The sequence below is a fragment of the Desulfomonile tiedjei genome (assembly GCA_016212925.1).
Taxonomy (GTDB): domain Bacteria; phylum Desulfobacterota; class Desulfomonilia; order Desulfomonilales; family Desulfomonilaceae; genus JACRDF01.
This window is the reverse complement of sequence record JACRDF010000040.1, coordinates 119,691-135,965: the sequence shown is the minus strand read 5'-3', so window position 1 is coordinate 135,965 and position 16,275 is coordinate 119,691. Positions and strand designations below refer to the sequence as shown.

At 54.0% G+C, this 16,275-nt stretch carries 14 protein-coding genes; 6 read left to right on the top strand and 8 right to left on the bottom strand.

Translation table 11 applies throughout. From position 1 onward, the window contains the following. The first annotated feature begins 29 nt into the window (after positions 1 to 29). Positions 30 to 515 (top strand): TRAP transporter small permease, encoded by a 486-nt coding sequence (locus HY913_16730; protein MBI4964921.1) that lies wholly within the window; start codon positions 30 to 32, stop codon positions 513 to 515. Beyond that, positions 516 to 1,805, top strand: a complete 1,290-nt coding sequence (locus tag HY913_16725; GenBank protein MBI4964920.1) for a TRAP transporter large permease — start codon at positions 516 to 518, stop codon at positions 1,803 to 1,805. A gap of 83 nt (positions 1,806 to 1,888) precedes the next feature. On the opposite strand, the gene HY913_16720 is transcribed toward HY913_16725, so the two are convergent. Continuing rightward, entirely contained in the window at positions 1,889 to 3,190 is a 1,302-nt protein-coding gene (locus HY913_16720; GenBank protein ID MBI4964919.1) for an inverse autotransporter beta domain-containing protein, read from the bottom strand. Between the two features lie 158 nt (positions 3,191 to 3,348). Here HY913_16720 and HY913_16715 point away from each other — a divergent pair, with 158 nt between their 5' ends. Beyond that, on the top strand, positions 3,349 to 3,594 hold the full coding sequence (locus HY913_16715; GenBank protein ID MBI4964918.1) for a hypothetical protein: 246 nt from the start codon (positions 3,349 to 3,351) through the stop codon (positions 3,592 to 3,594). 445 nt (positions 3,595 to 4,039) lie between these two features. On the opposite strand, the gene HY913_16710 is transcribed toward HY913_16715, so the two are convergent. Further along, positions 4,040 to 4,324 (bottom strand): type II toxin-antitoxin system HicB family antitoxin, encoded by a 285-nt coding sequence (locus HY913_16710; GenBank protein ID MBI4964917.1) that lies wholly within the window; start codon positions 4,322 to 4,324, stop codon positions 4,040 to 4,042. A 571-nt stretch (positions 4,325 to 4,895) separates the two neighbouring features. Between HY913_16710 and HY913_16705 the strand changes: the two genes are divergently transcribed. The 3 genes from HY913_16705 to HY913_16695 all read left to right on the top strand — a co-directional run bounded on the left by HY913_16705 (position 4,896) and on the right by HY913_16695 (position 8,732). Next, a complete protein-coding gene (locus HY913_16705) occupies positions 4,896 to 6,020 on the top strand; it encodes a histidinol-phosphate transaminase (protein ID MBI4964916.1) in 1,125 nt (374 codons plus the stop codon). A 56-nt stretch (positions 6,021 to 6,076) separates the two neighbouring features. After that, positions 6,077 to 6,814 carry a (d)CMP kinase gene (locus tag HY913_16700; protein ID MBI4964915.1) on the top strand — a complete coding sequence of 246 codons (738 nt, stop codon included), beginning with the start codon at positions 6,077 to 6,079 and terminating at the stop codon, positions 6,812 to 6,814. A gap of 178 nt (positions 6,815 to 6,992) precedes the next feature. After that, positions 6,993 to 8,732, top strand: a complete 1,740-nt coding sequence (locus HY913_16695) for a 30S ribosomal protein S1 (GenBank protein MBI4964914.1) — start codon at positions 6,993 to 6,995, stop codon at positions 8,730 to 8,732. Positions 8,733 to 8,775: 43 nt separating this feature from the next. Here the strand turns inward: HY913_16695 and HY913_16690 are convergent, their stop codons facing one another. The 6 genes from HY913_16690 to HY913_16665 form a co-directional block, all read right to left on the bottom strand. Continuing rightward, the gene (locus tag HY913_16690; GenBank protein MBI4964913.1) at positions 8,776 to 10,269 is read right to left on the bottom strand and encodes a CCA tRNA nucleotidyltransferase; all 1,494 of its coding nucleotides are present in this window, start codon (positions 10,267 to 10,269) and stop codon (positions 8,776 to 8,778) included. Between the two features lie 261 nt (positions 10,270 to 10,530). Beyond that, the gene (locus tag HY913_16685) at positions 10,531 to 11,277 is read right to left on the bottom strand and encodes a DUF3108 domain-containing protein (protein MBI4964912.1); all 747 of its coding nucleotides are present in this window, start codon (positions 11,275 to 11,277) and stop codon (positions 10,531 to 10,533) included. A gap of 115 nt (positions 11,278 to 11,392) precedes the next feature. Continuing rightward, positions 11,393 to 11,815, bottom strand: coding sequence for a hypothetical protein (locus HY913_16680; protein ID MBI4964911.1), 423 nt, complete (start codon positions 11,813 to 11,815; stop codon positions 11,393 to 11,395). Between the two features lie 67 nt (positions 11,816 to 11,882). Beyond that, on the bottom strand, positions 11,883 to 12,902 hold the full coding sequence (locus HY913_16675; GenBank protein ID MBI4964910.1) for a L,D-transpeptidase: 1,020 nt from the start codon (positions 12,900 to 12,902) through the stop codon (positions 11,883 to 11,885). Positions 12,903 to 13,138: 236 nt separating this feature from the next. Then, complete coding sequence (locus HY913_16670) at positions 13,139 to 14,500, bottom strand: sigma-54-dependent Fis family transcriptional regulator (GenBank protein MBI4964909.1); 1,362 nt, start codon at positions 14,498 to 14,500, stop codon at positions 13,139 to 13,141. A gap of 34 nt (positions 14,501 to 14,534) precedes the next feature. Beyond that, positions 14,535 to 15,962 (bottom strand): hypothetical protein, encoded by a 1,428-nt coding sequence (locus tag HY913_16665; GenBank protein MBI4964908.1) that lies wholly within the window; start codon positions 15,960 to 15,962, stop codon positions 14,535 to 14,537. Positions 15,963 to 16,275 lie beyond the last annotated feature (313 nt).

The window sequence follows — 16,275 nt, the reverse complement described above, 5'->3', positions numbered from 1 at the left end:
CAGTGTTCTTCAGGAAGAGGACCTGCACTATGAGTGGATTACTCCGATCGTTTTTCAACAATGCCGAAGAGATTTTTTGCGCCGCCATTATGGTCTTTATGACTCTGCTCGGTTTTGCCAACGTGGTTGCCCGTTACGCAGGCTACTCCCTGGCCTTTACGGAGGAGTTGCTGGTCATGGCAATGGTATGGCTGACGCTGTTTGGTGCGGCAGTAGGATTCAAACGCGGCGCTCACCTCGGCTTGGGTTTCTTCAAAGAAGCCTTGCCCGCTCCTCTTCAGAAGATCTTTGACATCGCGGCCGCGTCTTTCACCGTGGGAACCGTGGGCCTGGTTGTCTACTTGTGCGTTGTCTACCAGATACCTGACGAAATCGCTATGCGCACCAGCACCCCAGCTCTCGACATCCCGCAGGCGTACTATACCCTCGCAATTCCAATAGGCGGCGCGGCCGTGATCATAAGGGTCGTTCAGACTTCCTGGCGAATTGCCCGGGAAACGGCCAGGAGGCCCTAGATGGACCCGGGCATAATTCTTTTCCTGCTGTTCTTTATCCTTCTCATAGCAGGTTTCCCCATAGCGATCGCGTTGGGCTCGGTGGCCTGCATTGTCCTGTGGCTTGCGGGCCAAAGCCTATTGGGTATTTCACCGACCTTCTATTCCAATATCGCCAAGTTTCCACTCCTGGCGATACCGTTTTTCATTTTGGCCGGCTTTATCCTTGAACGCTGCGGCATTTCCAAGCGCTTGATTCATCTGGCAAACCTTATTGTCGGGCCGATCCCCGGTGGGCTGGCCATTGTTGGAGTACTGGTTTGCGTATTCTTCGGCGGGATTTCGGGCTCCGGCCCGGCCGACGCGGCCGCCATTGGAGCCATCATGATTCCCGCCATGATCGCCAAGGGCTATGACCGTAATTTCGCAGCGGCTCTGATAGCGACAGGGGGCTCGACCGCCATCATTATTCCACCGTCCATAGCTTTTATCATTTACGCAGTATTCACCCAGGTTTCGGTGCCCGCGATCTTTGCCGGCGGCATTTTCCCAGGGTTGATTGCGGGCCTTTCTCTCACTGTTCCGGCATATTTTATTTCAAAACGCAATGGCTGGGGTGGAGAGCGATGGGGCACCCCGTGGGAAATTCTTATAGCCCTCAAAGAGGCCTTCTGGGGCCTGATGGCTCCGGTTGTGATTCTAGGAGGGCTTTATGGCGGCATCTTTACGGCCACTGAAGCGGCCATTGTAGCGGTTGTCTACGGCATTTTCGTCGGCACGGTTTTGTACCGCACTATAGGCCTGAAAGGCCTTTACAACTGCATGTTGGATGCGTCAATCGCTTCTGCCGTGGTGATGTTCATCGTAGCATTTGCAGGTCTTTTCGCATGGACGGCCGACGCTCTGGGGACCATCGACCGTCTCACCAACGCGATTTTGAGCATCTCTCAGAACGGGTTGGTCATGATTTTCGTGATCAATTTGCTTTTGTTCGTGGCCGGCATGTTATTGGATGCAATTTCCATTTATTACGTTTTTCTGCCCATTTTCATGCCCTTGATGGCCCGTTTCGGTTGGGACCCGCTGTGGTTCGGAGTGGTAATGACGTTCAATCTCGCTATCGGCCAGGCGACACCTCCAGTGGCCGTCAATCTTTACGTCACTACATCTTTGGCCGAAACCAAGCTTGACAGGGTAGCGGTGGCTGTTATTCCATTCATCGCGGCAATGTTGGCCGGCCTGATTATTGTGATACTGTGGCCCGAGTTGTCCCTCGCTCCACCCCGTTGGTTCGGTCTTTATAAACCGTAATCGCTCTCGGCCCCCATCACGCCGCGACGGATTACGGCTATATACATCCGCTTGAAAACAGCCAAATGCTGCCCGCAGGTTGGCTATTCCTTATTCGTCCCTGCTATTACTATGGTCTTAATTGCCGATGCGCGGCCTGAAGGTTTGTGTACCAGCCGCATCCGGTATTGGCCAGGCGGGAGTGTCAAGCTTCCCGAATAGCGCCCCGAGGAATCGGTGACCACTTCCTCGGTGTCTTGCCATGGGCTCTGGGAAGTCTGAACGGTAATGCGTGTGTTGGGCAGCTCGGGAAAACCACCGTTAAACGACACGGTGTCGTCCACTACGTTCGCCGCCAAGGTGATACGGCTTTCAGTACGGTCAGTAGGTAAGTCGTGCTTTCTGACCGCCCGATCGTACAGACTATCCCGAATCTTGCGGCTGAATCTCGTTGCAGAAGGCTTGTACGGGGCTGAAAAAGGATTCTCGCCTTTCAACAGGTCCACCCAGTCGAACGCGAGGGTCACGTTGCCCTCGACTTTGTAGTATTCCCCCCGAAAAGCATCCCTGCCGCGTTCCACCGAACCTCGAAGCATCCCATCACGGGTGTTCACCGACAAGCCGGCGTTGTACCCGGTCAAATCGGTTCGCTCGCCGCGATATGAATGAACTTGTGCATCAACCTTCATGTCGAGGAAGTTCACCACAGGCGGCAACAGAAGCTTCAGCCGGGCGTCGGCCCCGGAGGAAAATTTCTCCCTGATCAGTTTCTCGCCGTCATTCGTGAACGTTAGTTTCTCGTTCGTCGGGAAGTAGGCGTTGACAGAAAGAGTGATATCCGAATTGTAGCCGGGCAGAGCCGTAAACTCCAGCCCCACACCCGTCTCCTTCAAGAACTCTCCCCGAGTGCGCCTACCGCGGGTCCAATCGTGAAACGCGTGGAAACCCACGAGCATTTCCGACGTAATCAGATTCCGGAACCCCGCGCCGATCGAATAGCTCTCCTTGGTCCCGTTCAGGGAAATCCTGGGAGAAAAAAACACGCTCTTGTCTGTCCATCCCTTGACGGGCAGGAAATAATCGGCCTGCATTGTGGGAAGCCCTTCCCATTTGTCGTAGCCCGCATCGAATCTAAGGCCCTGGCGGATAGTTTGCGGTAGAACCAGTTTCAGCCCGTGGTTGAGCGCAGGATCAATGTAGTGTTCCGGGGATTTCTCTTTCGATCTGCTCACCTGTGGAGGCAAAGGGACCAGGGAGCTGAGGAATGATTTGTCACGGTCCGTAGAGGAATGCGAGGGCCCAAGCTGATAGGCGCAGGAGATCCCGCCGGCGCCATGGATATATGAAGCTAGTATTACGAGCAGAAGAAGCAACCTTTTATTTAATATGTTTGTTGAGCAAATCATTATAACATTCCAATTAACCGGGCTTTTTCGACCTTATAACCTTTCGGTTCCCCTGTCAAGAAAATTGAGACGCCGCCAAGAAAGCATTCACTTCCTCCCGCAAATTTCCCGTTCTCCGTCATTCCGAGGAGCGAAAGGAAGGAGGGACATCATTTTGAGTGAGATGGAAAGTCTTTGTGGAGCAGGCTTTCCAGCCTGCCACGGTTGGCAATTCAGCACAGGCAGGCTGGGAGAAACTGTCTCAAAATAAGGGATTTCACGCGTCCGCCGTAGGGGCGGTTCGTGAACCGCCCGGAATCAGGGCGCTTCTCGAAGCGCCCCTACAGATGAATTCACATCGCTGCCATTCTGAGACAGTTTCGGGAAGCCTGCCCCACAGGAACTGGCCTCACATGGAAGGGTGAACCACGTTAGGGTAGGAGCAAGCCTTCACGCAGCGGGGCGTTGTCATGCGGAGCTTGGCGGGTTCGAACGAGCGCTCCCCTTGTTTGAGCGAGCTGTGGAGGAAACTGAGAAGGGGGACATACACGGAAAGGTGGACGAACAAAGCCTCCGTATCAGCCGCGACGCCGTGAAAGCCTGCTTGGAGAAACCTAGCAGGGGCTAATGTATCGTGCCTGGTGGAGCTTTGGTCCCGTAGGGAGGCGCCTATTGGCCGCGGATATCAAGAATCTTCAGGTACACCCAGTTGCTTGAGGATGCGTGCCGCGGTGAATTTAGGGATCTCACGATGCCGCGGGACTGACGCACGGCGTTTGGTCGCGGGATTTTCTCAAATCGAGTGTTCCGCCCCTTCCCGAACAAGCTGACAGCCGTCCTGCCGCAAGTGTTGAAGCAGGTCACGCCTTTTCATACTATGGCCGTCTGGGGTTCAACAGTGACATGCGACGCCGCAGTCAGCAGCAAATGGATGGGCTCCTCTAAATCGGCCTCCGGATCGGTGCAGGATGGATCGGGCTGTGGGAGGGGTTCGCCGTGAAGCAAGGCCGTCTCCGCCATATCCACCAAGGCGCTCGCTAACAGCCGGCGGGCTTCCTGTAAAGTTTCCCCACAGGTAATGACCCCGGGGAAATCCACAACTTCGGCATGCACGCCTTCATCGAGAGACTTGTAAATCGCTTTGTATGTCAACATACCGCACTGCTCCGGAAGCTTATCAAACTGTCCCGCAACGTATGCTTCAGGTCTACAGCGTACACCAGGGGTTGCCGGCCTGCAAGGAAAAGGTCTGACCCAAGATAATCATTCACCTATACAGGGCCGTTTGACCCCAGAAATCCACACAGCTTTCAGCACAAAGACCGCTGAGAAGTAATATTTGTTCCCTGGGCTTAGCGCGTTCCCCGCGGCGAAATCGCGTTCTGCAACATCCAGAGTAACAGCGGCCGGGCCTCTCGTCGCGATGCAGGCGTTGACTTGACCGCTGTGCGCGGAGTATAAATCTTTGTTCGGCACTGGCCCTGCTGCTCTTTTGAGGATGGCGGGCACGGCCCGCCCTACAAGAACGCCGGAAGAAGCGCGACGAGATCTATTGTGGCGAGTCTGCTGAAGTTGGCATACGTTGGCTGGCCTATTGGCCGTCAAATCCAAGTTCCCGTCGGCACCGCCTACTCTACAGGATTGGCCGAGCCAGGAGTAGAGCCGGCTGGTCAAGAGCACGCAACGTCAGGAAATTGGTGTAACGCAGGGTTTTCAGGAGCTTCAGATGCAACAAACCAAACCTACCTGGGTGGAGCGGGCAATACCTTCCCACATACTGTCCATTCCACCCTACGTTCCGGGCAAGCCCGTGGCCGAGCTACAGAGAGAGCTGGGTTTGTCCCAGGCCGTAAAAATGGCCTCCAACGAGAACCCGCTCGGGCCGTCACCCCTGGCTGTCCGGGCCATGGAAGAGCACCTCGGAGATGCACACATTTATCCGGAGTCCTCGGGACCGGATCTCCGATCGGCTCTGGCTTCGCGCTTTGGAGTAGTCCCGGACTGTATCATTCTCGGGAACGGTTCCGACGAAATCATGCAGATGGCCGGCCATGTCTTCATTCAACCTGATGATGAAGCAATAATGGGCGAGCACGCGTTTTCCATGTACAGTATCTGCGTGCGCGCCTTTGGCGGTACACCGATCCTTGTTCCCTTGAAAGACCACAGGGCCGACCTCCCGGCTATAGCCAAAGCAGTGACGCCACGGACCAAGCTGATCTTCCTGGCCGTGCCCAACAGCCCCACGGGAACCATCGTGTCTCGTGGAGAGTTCGAATCTTTCGTGAGGGATCTGTCCTCGAAGCAACTTGTGCTGGTGCTTGACGAGGCATACCGCGAATACGTGCAAGATCCCGACTGCCCCAATGGGGCGGAATACATCTCCAGCGAGCTGCCGATCCTTGTCTTGAGGACCTTCTCCAAAATTCACGGGCTGGCCGGCCTGCGGGTCGGGTACGGGATCGCTCAGCCCTGGCTCATTGAGCTACTGAATCGCGTTAGACCCCCGTTTAACGTGAATTCCCTCGCCCAAGTCGGGGCCCTGGCGGCACTGGATGACATTGAACACGTCCAGAGGTCCTTGAAGCTTGCACGCGACGGAATGGATTATTTGTCCTCGGAACTAACTTCCCTGGGCCTGGAGATAATTCCATCCCAGTCGAATTTCATTAGTTTCCGCTGGGGAAACGGGGCAAGGGAATGCTATGAAGCTCTGCTGCACAAGGGAGTTATCGTGAGGCATCTCGCGTCCTTCGGGATGGCGGACTGGATAAGGGTGACTATTGGAAGAGAAGATGAGAATAGGCGTTTTATGAGCGCTTTGAAAGAAACGCTGTCCGCGTTGTCATAGTGAGGCCGTGAAGTGCGAATCGGCATGAGCCCTGTTGCTGAGGAATTGAAACTGTAATGTTCAGAGACAAACTCTCGAAAACAACGCCTGAACCCTTGCATGGAACCGTCGTGATAGCCATTGATGGACCGGCTGGAGCGGGGAAATCCACTGCGGCGAAGCTTTTGGCCGAGCGTTTGGGGTTCTTTCTGCTGGACACCGGGGCACTTTATCGCGTGATGGCTTTGCACCTGATTCGTAACGGCATCGTGCCCGATTCCCAGGACATTCCGGAAAGCGCCCTTGAGTCTTTGGACTTGCGCATAGAACCGGAGATAGCTTCTATGAGGCTGTTCCTCGGTCCGGAAGAGGTCACGCAGATGATCAGAGACGAGTGGCTTGGGATGCAGGCGTCCCGATTCTCGACCAGGCCGGAAGTGAGAAGGGCCCTTCTTGGCCTCCAGCGTGCCGCAGGTTCAAGGTGGGACCTGGTCGCGGAAGGAAGGGACATGGGAACGGTCGTGTTCCCTGACGCCTCGGTGAAATTTTTCGTGACGGCTGATTTGGTTGAACGTTCGAAGCGCCGTCACTTGGAAATCCTACAGCGAGGGAATTCGACGCCACTCGACCAGGTCAGAGAAGAAATGCGCGCCCGCGATCACAGGGACGAATCCCGCGACCATTCACCTCTTGTCCAGGCTCGCGATGCCATCGTCATCGACACTACACACTTGACACCTCAACAGGTCTTGGAGCGGATGTTACAGGATATCGAGGCGAAAAGCGTGTTGCGTGGCCGCAGCGCCCCAAGCTAAAGGGCGGATCAGAATTCGCAATTCTCCGGTGGCACATCCTGCGCTGAAAGGCTTCAAAAATGTAGGCCAGGCCAAACTTTTTCTTGTCACAGGAACGAGAAATGTATATATATAATAGGATATCCTGGGTCGGTGAATAACCAAACGTGGGACAAAAGAGTCTGGGGGTGTCAACTGGATGGAAAACGTGGAAACCCAAAACAACAACCTTCCTGCCGAGCAAAATGAACAGGAGAATTCAAGAGAAGAAGATTTCGCGGAACTTGTAGAAAGCAGCTTCCATAGAGTTCAAGAGGGTGAAGTTGTCACGGGGATGGTGGTGCAAGTCACACCTGAATTCGTGATGATTGATGTCGGCTCCAAATCCGAAGGGCAAATTCCTCTTGAGCAATTCCTTGACGAAAACGGAGATCTGACGGTCAGCGTCGGGGACGAAGTAAGAGTCTTCCTGGAAGATACGGAAGAATCCTCGGGCCAAGTGAGACTGTCCAAGAGCAAGGCGGACAAGATCCGCATTTGGGACCAGATAGCGGAAATATGCGAGACTGAGAAGACAATCATGGGCAAGGTCGTATCCCGGGTAAAGGGAGGCCTTCAGGTGGACATAGGGGTCTCCGCTTTTTTACCCGGCTCCCAGGTCGATCTGCGACCCGTGCGGAATTTCGAGAAATATATAGGTGAGACTTTCGAATTTAATGTTCTCAAGTACAATCGCAAACGGGGCAACATTGTGCTTTCGAGAAGGCCGCTGCTTGAAAAGACCAAGGATGCGAAGAAAAATCTCATCATGGGGGCCATGGAAGGGGCCGGCCTTTTTACCGGAACAGTGAAAAACATAACCGATTACGGTGCGTTTATAGATCTTGGCGGCATTGACGGGCTGCTCCACATAACCGACATGTCTTGGGGTCGGATCAACCACCCATCGGACGTGCTTAAGGTGGGTGACGAGATCCAGGTTAAGATATTGAAGTTTGACCAGGACAAGGAGCGGGTATCTCTCGGACTCAAACAGATCCAGCCGGACCCGTGGGGAAATGTCGAGGAAAGGTACCCCGGCGGCTCCAAATGGAGCGGGAAGATTGTCAGCATCACCGACTACGGTGCATTCGTTGAGTTGGAGAGAGGCGTGGAAGGTCTGGTTCACGTGTCGGAGATGACCTGGACCAAGAAGCCTCGCCACCCGTCCAAGATAGTCCAGGTAGGCGAGGAAGTGGATGTCGTGGTTCTTAACGTCGATAAGGACCAGAAGCGGATATCCTTGGGCATGAAACAACTTAGGCCGAACCCCTGGGATGTGATCGCTGAAAAATACCCCGAGGGGACCAAGATCGAAGGCAAAATAAGAAACGTTACTGATTTCGGGATCTTTGTGGGTATCGACGAGGGCATTGACGGACTGGTCCACATTTCGGACATCTCCTGGACACAAAGGATCAAGCACCCTGGTGAGGTTTACAAGAAAGGCCAAACCGTTCAGGCGGTGGTCCTCAACATCGACAAAGAAAACGAACGATTCTCCCTGGGCATCAAGCAGATTCACGAAGATCCGTGGGAAACCATCCCCGACCGGTATCCTCCCGGGGCCAAGGTTAAGGGAAAGGTTACTTCAGTAACGGACTTTGGTGTCTTTCTCGAAATAGAGGAAGGCATCGAGGGCATGATACACGTCTCCGAACTCTCCAAGGAGAGAGTCAATTCACCCGCTGACTTCACTCATGAAGGCGAGGAGTTGACTGCCATGGTCCTCAAGGTCAATAAGAAGGACAAAAAGATCGCGCTGTCGATCAAGAGTCTGGAAAGAACCGGGGACTATGACCAGGTGAAGGGGTACATGCACAGCCAGGAAGTGGTTGCTTCCAACCTGGGAGACTTGCTCAAGGAGAACCTCGGAAGCACCTTCGGGAAAGACCAGTAGACCTGTTTGCTATAGCCGCGAGAGGGACGAAGAGCCTCAAAGCTTAGTCGTGTTTCCTTTGGGTTCTTGTTTCCTTTTGCGGTTCTTTTGTTCTTCCCGGTTGAGTTTGGCCATTCAAAATGGCCCTTGTGGCCGCGACAGCCTCATCCCGTGTCCTGACCTCCCCTTCTCCCTGCAATTCGTCCAACTTCTTCAAGATCTTCCCCAGATAGGGCCCTGGAGTCAGGCCAAAAATCGCCATCACCTCTCTGCCGTTCAAGAAAGGCGGTTGTCGTTCTCGTTCGGCTTCCAGACACATCCGTAACGCCTCATGAACTCTTTCCAGGGTCGTGCTTTCCAGCCCGTGTGGTCTGGCAGGCCCTCGAGATGCGCTGAGATCGGCAAGGAAAAGCACGAGCAAGCCCGTAACGTCCCTCTTGAAATGCCTGCACAGGCGATGCACGGCACGGCCGGTCACCGGGCCTCTGGTAAAGATTAATGTGCGCATATGACCCGCTATTATTTCTGACACGGATTTGATCTCTCGGCCGGCCAGTTTCAGGCGGAGACCGGCTTGTTCAAAAAGTCGGGTGGAGATCTTCTCGTGTCCGAAGAAATGAATTCTCCCGTGAGAATTACTCGACACCGTCTGAGGCTTACCTGAGTCGTGAAAGATCGTAGCCAGCTTCAAGAGAGAGCTTCGCTGCCGTCCTTTAACCGGCTCCTCGTTGCAGTATTGCTCCACGGTAGGGCTCAAATCTGCGAAGTAGTCTGCCGGAGTCCTCAGCACTTGCTCCAACTGCTTTACGGCTTCCAGGGTATGGTCCCAAACATCCAGGTGGTGGTATTCATTCTGTAGGCATCCTTTCATAGGGACGATCTCCGGAAGCAGTAAATCGATTATTCCCATAGAATCCATTTCAACCAGCACAAGAAAAGCGGCTGAGGCAGAGAGGGTAGCGATCAACTCGTCTCGTATTCTTTCAGGCGATGCAGCAGCCAGTCCTTTAAGGCTCCGCGGCATCAGGTCGAGCGTATCGGCGTTAATGGTGAAGTCCATGGAAGCCTTGAACCGAAATGCCCTGATGATTCGAAGCGGGTCCTCTTCAAACGCAGCCCCGGAGCAGGCTCGGATGGTCTTCGTCTGAAGGTCCCTGATTCCCGACGTGGAGTCAACAACTCGTTCGTCCTCTCCCTCCAAGAAATCGGGGATGGTCATTGCTATTGCGTTTATGGTGAAATCACGATGTCGGAGGTCGTCACGGATGTCCTGACCCTTGTAGGAGGAAATGTCCAGGACGGTCGACGGGTCCCCGTGCAATACGATTCTACCGGTGCCGGATACTGAATCCAAAGGGACAAAGGTGGCCTTGAACCGTCCGGTTCCAGCGAGGCGCCTGGCTAATTCAAATCCGTTGCACGGCACTGCAAGATCAAGGTCCGTCGGCCAAGGCCGGCCCATCAGGCGATCTCGCACAGCGCCTCCGACCAGGTAGGATTCCGGGGCCTCTCTGTGTATGGATTCAAGTATTTCCCTTGCCCGGGAAATGTCGCCCATTTCCATTGCCCTCAGCCTGGCGTGCCCCAACATGCCGATCCAGCGATTCTCGAAGGTAATTCCCTATCTGTGTTCCGGTCATTCCTGCAAAAGCGTAATCCGGAGGTGTTGAACTCCTCGGCCTGCGTCCCGAACACCGACTCGGGGTGCTCCCCGACACGGGGAGAGGGCCGTTCGAAAAGAACTTCAGAAAAATGCTATAAGCGGTTCATTGGGATTTGTTGTCCGGAACAGTGAAGCCGATGATGCCCACCGCACGGATCAGAGTTGAGCTTGAACCAATTCAAAGCGGATGGTCCCCACGATCGGGGACGAGGTCAACAAAAGTGGGATGCGGTGTTCGTCATTGGAGATCCAAAGCTTTCCAGTTGCAACCTCTTTCTTATCTCCGGTCAATTTCACCAGGCGAAGGTCGAGACAAACCGCCTGATGCATGCCCGTCTTGACTTTGACATGCTGGTTTCCTGCCGGGTTGACCAGGAGTCGCGACCGATCTTTGCCATCATAAATGTCCACGAACATCGGTTTGGATAAGTCAGCCTGATGCCTCAATAAGTATATGGCGGTAATCGGATCGTAAACCCCGGAGAACTTCTCGCAATGACTTTCCCTCTCGCTGCCCTTTTGCTTGTTTACTTGAACCAGCTGAGTCTTGTGATCGAAGGCCAGATCGACCGATTCCGGGTTGGACAAGCTGGACTTCAGGTGGAATTTGTAGGTTTGAGGCTTGAAGTTTTTGGGAGTAAATTTGGCGTGAATTTGGCTCCAGAGTTCAATCACGGCCTTGAGGACGCCGTCCGAAACTGCTTGTGCTACCACAGTGACTTCCTTGGCGTTGGCCTTTGTCGTAATGTCCCCGTGGCCGGCCTTGTTCCCATTCCATGTCACCTCGTACCGGAGCACTTCCGACCGTTCAGCGGCCAAGGTGCAGTGAACCCAGACGAACAATGACGAGAAACCCGCCACAATCGCGATCAGAAGCCGTTTATTCTTGCAGTACGCGCCCAATCCGTTTCTCCAACTCGAACGTGGAAGGGGGGATGGCCTCTCTTTCAGGCGGTCCCTTTTCCGCTACCCTTGTCCCTGCCGACCCGTCGCCAGGCCCAGATCGTAAAAAAACACTCTAATTCTTATATCGGCGCCAATAGAATTTCTTCTTCACCTCAGGCATTTGCAGGACCAGCGTGTCTCCCGCCACCTGATAGGGCCATCTCACTGTGTTGCCCCCAGCGCCATCGTCCGTGATGCTAATCTCTTCGTTTTCGGCCGAATAGCGCCCTGAGCGTTTCTTCATCTTGTCCGAGTCTTTGTCCATTCTGTTGAAAATAACTTGACCTCTGTCGGTAAACTCAATGAGAGTTCTGGTCGCCTCGTTGGGCCGCTCTTGGTCGCCCTTATCGTTTTCCTGGTAAAGAAGTTCCCAGGTGTCTAACAGTCTTTTGTCTATGGAACCCTGGGGACGCGTCGACATGCTGACGCAGGCGGCAAACAAGAGTGTACCGAGGCAAATTACAACCCCGGCGCTGTGCTTAAGGATGAAGGACATTCAGCCCATCCTCATGTTGTGGTTTCACTACGTCTCGAACAAGTTCGGTGTTTTTGTCGGCCTGACCCTACCACAGGTTGTTTAGCGCTTTTTCTCCCGCACGGACAGAGTTCCGATCCGGCTCTACCCTGGCGGGAACAGGCACGGTGCCTTCTTCCGGTTTGACCGGTTTTGCCGGCGGCTTCTGAATCGGGAATTCTCCTCTGGCCAGACGGGTCAGAAATCCGTGATCTATAATTACACAGTATGAACCGACCTGCATGGTATGAAACACGGCTTCGGCATCTTGCCAATCAAGTCCCAGGCAGCCGTGAGTCAGCCGGCCACCGGTGGCTTCGGCGTAATGCACGTAGCGCGACCCATCAAATACGAGCTTGTATCGAAAGAAGCCGGGGACTCTCCGATCCTCCCATCGTCTGGGTATGGGCTCTCCCTCCTCAATGAAATACCAGTCGGGTCTGATCCAATCGTCAACAGGGATCTTGGTTCTTATCGGGAACACACCCACCGGGGTCTCAAAAGCCCCAACATCGGTCTTGCCTTTGCCGATGGCCACGGGCCCTATTCTGAGGAGTCTTCCTGCTTGATCATACAAGTAGAACTGAAAATTGCGCTTGTCAATGACGAGAAACGACTTCCCGTTTTTATTTCTTATCAAGCTGCCGACACGTCGGGCTTCCGCCATGACTTGCTGCACCTGCCCTTCGTCCTGGATCCGGTGGCCGTAATAATTATCGTACATGTTCTCTTGACTCGGAGCGGGTTGAGGAGTCGGCGCCGGCTGTGTTTGCTGTTGTCGGGAGCGAGAAAGCTGATCTCTCAAGATCATCTCGGCATCCCTTGGGTCGTACTGGAGATTGACAGCGGGGTTGCCATAAGCCTGCTGCTGATTAGGGGCTTGCTCCATCGGGCCGCCCCAGGTCTGAGCATCCGCCTCCTGGTTCGTCCCGTAAGGATATTGATGCTGCGGGTAACTGTTCGGATAGTACATCTGGGCATGAACCGATGGGGTTGCAAGAATTAGGGAGAGAGCGAAACCCAGATATGCTATGACATTTCGCATGATTAATACCCTCTTCTTCCACATCACTGCGAAAACTCCTTCATTCTTTTGAAATCACTTCTGTCTATAGATTAAATCAAAGTCGGTGTCAACAACTCCACTCGAAACGGCACTTCCCCGCGATCACCGTTGATTGCTATCGACCAATGTAAATTAAGTATTTGTCACTTTACTTCCCCGATGGTTCCCGGAGATTCACCTCAATGGCACATGTGGCATCATCCGGCAGGCCTATCTCCCACGCGCAACGGCCCGGCGCATCAGGTGAGCAGCCCATACTTCTTCATCTTGTACTGCAAGTTGCTGCGAGAGACCCCCAGGGTTTTAGCAGCTTGTGCTTGCACGTTGCCGGCCTTTTTGAGGGCATGCCGGATCATCCTCTCTTCTATGGCATCCAGGGTTTCCGCCAGCCCTCGTTCCCATGAAATCAATGTGTCGATGCCTTCTTCAATCTCATGGGATTCGCGGATCTCCGGTGGGAGATCGTCAGGCGTCAGGGTCGAACTCCTGGACAATACGAGCCCGCGTTCGATCACGTTTTCCAGCTCTCTGACGTTTCCCGGCCAGGAGTAGCTATACAGGGCGCTCATTACGTCAGGGTCCACGTCTCGAATTGACCTTCCCAACCGCTCGCCGAACTTGTTCAGAAAATGGGCCACCAGGACAGGGATATCTTGACGGCGCTCTCTAAGCGGAGGCACATTGATCGCCACCACGTTAAGCCTGAAGAAGAGGTCTGCTCTGAACCGGCCGGCATCCACTTCCTCTCTCAAATCTTTATTGGTGGCGGCGATTATTCGCACATCCACTTTTATGTCCTTATTCCCCCCTACCCGCTGGAATTCTTGCTCCTGCAAGACCCGCAAAAGCTTCACTTGCAGGTTCAAGGACATCTCCCCGACTTCGTCCAGGAAAAGCGACCCACTGTCAGCGAACTCGAATTTGCCTTGCTTGAGGCTCACAGCTCCGGTAAAAGCCCCCTTCTCGTACCCGAACAGCTCTGATTCCAGTAGATTCTCAGGGACAGCAGCGCAGTTGATTGACACAAACGGCGCCTGGCTCCTGGAAGACGCCTTATGAATCCCTCGTGCTATGAGTTCCTTGCCCGTACCCGATTCGCCTGTGATCAAAACCGTTGTCGGAGTGTCTGCCACGCGTTTCATTAACGAAAAGACCGTCTCCATTGCTCTGGACTTGCCTACGATATTTCCCCAGATTGTCCCCAGTTCGGCCTCGAGACGCCTGATGTTCTTTATGAGCGACCGGCGCTCGACACCTCGCGCCACCGCCCTTCTTATGTCGTGGTTGTCAAACGGCTTCTGGATGTGATCCAAGGCGCCGTTTTTCATCGCGTTGACCGCCTGATCAACCTCCGCGTATGCGGTCATCAGGATCACGGGAAGATCGCTGTCTACCGCTTTGACTGCCTCCAAAAGCTCTATCCCGGAAAGGCCGGGCATTTTGATGTCCGAAAGGACCGTGTCTACAGGGGTGTTCTGTATGATTTCAATGGCTTGCGCTCCAGAAGAGGCGGTCGCGACTTCGTAGCCCGCGTCCTGCAGCAGGTCCTCCAGTACCACCAAATAGTTCTTTTCGTCGTCTACAACCAGCACGGTTGGCATGTTGATCCTTTGCTCTTTAGTAGTGCCTCTCGGTTCAGGCCCTCGGCCTCCCTGCCGGAAGCAGGATACTAAAGACGGCTCCATGACCTTCTCTACTGTCCACAGAGACCTCTCCTCCGTGAGCGGTTATGATATTGTGTACCACGGAAAGCCCCAGTCCGGTTCCCATCTCATGAGTCGTGAAAAAAGGCGTGAAAATCTTGGCCACATCCTCTTCTTTGATCCCGTGGCCGTCGTCCGCGAAATCAATCCGAACCCCGGAAGGCTCGGGTGCCACATCGATGTCGAAACTGCCTCCGTTCTCCATCGCCTCGAATGCGTTCATGGTAACATTCAGAAAAGCTTGGTACAACAGGTCGGGGTCTCCCATGACCATTCCCGGAGCGCCGTTGGTTTCCGGCTGGGACCATCTGATGTCCCTGGCCCGGATTTCGTGCTCCAGATTATCTCTTACTCTAGCGATCACATCGCGAACGTCAATAGCCCTGACCGACGGAGACCTGGGTTTTGCGAAATCCAGGAAGTCCTTGAGAATGCTGCTCAATCGACTCGCCTCTTCCACAATCACACCGCAAAGCTTCTGTATTCGTGCCGGGTCAGGATTTGACTTTTTTGTCAGGACCTCGGCTGACGAGCGGATGATGCCTAACGGGTTGCGAATCTCGTGGGCCAGAGTCGCCACCATCTGGCCGATGGAAGCCAGCTTTTCCGATTGTTGAAGCTGTTCTTCCAGCCTCTTCTGCTCCCTGGCCCTCTCCAATACGATCCTCTCGCCTCGACGCACAATGAGGGTCAGCGTTATGAAAAGAAACACCATCAAACCCGCGGCCACAACGATGATAACAAGTATCGACCTGTGCACCACTGCGTACTGATCCGAAACGTCTTGCGTTATTTGGATAACGCCGTAGATGTTTCCAAGCATCCAGTAGTTGCCCGCTCCTTCACGCAAGGGGTAGTACGTGTCCACGTACCAATTGCCGTACCAGCGCCACGGAGAGCGTTTTTCCTCGCCGATTGCAGTCAAGTCCTTGCCCGCCAGCGCCTCTTCTACGTAAGCGCTCTTGGCTTCCGGTTTTCCTATAAGATCGTATTCGGTGCTGTAGACTATTTTCCTCTGGCGGTCGATGATCTTGATTCGCTGAATCTTCAACCCATAGGTAAAATCTTTTATCAGAGAATCCAAAGTGCCGAACTGATCCCACTTGCGCAGGTCCATAGAAAGGCCTCTGCCCTTCAACGGTGCATAGAATCCTATGTAGATGTTATAATTTAGGTTTTCCGCCAGCAGCCGCGCGTAATTCCCCGAACTTTTAAGGAGCGTGTCCACACTGGTGGTGTAAAGAAATGCCCCGAGCAGGAAGGTGACGACGGCAATTACTACAAAACCGGATATTATAAAGTATTTCAGGAGCCTGAAGGGACCACCGCCGGGAGCGGCGGGAAACTGATCCTTTCGCATCGACCTCACCTGCTCAAAATTCATCCCACCAGAAGCAATCTATCATCAGGCGCTTGAGTAGTAAAGTGGAACAAGAAACGGACGTGAGCGCCGATCATGAGAATGAAAGGCATTCTTCATTGGAAATTGCTACGGTGGCTTTGGAATGAGACGCTGGAATTTGTCATTGCGAGCGCAGCGAAGCAATCTCGGCCTCAGAGAAATTGGGGATTGCTTCGCTGCGCTCGCAATGACACTCCTTGTACACCGATAATTTAGTGACTACCTTGCCGGCCGGGGCCAACACAGGCCTTACCAAGAGGGGATCGTGAAG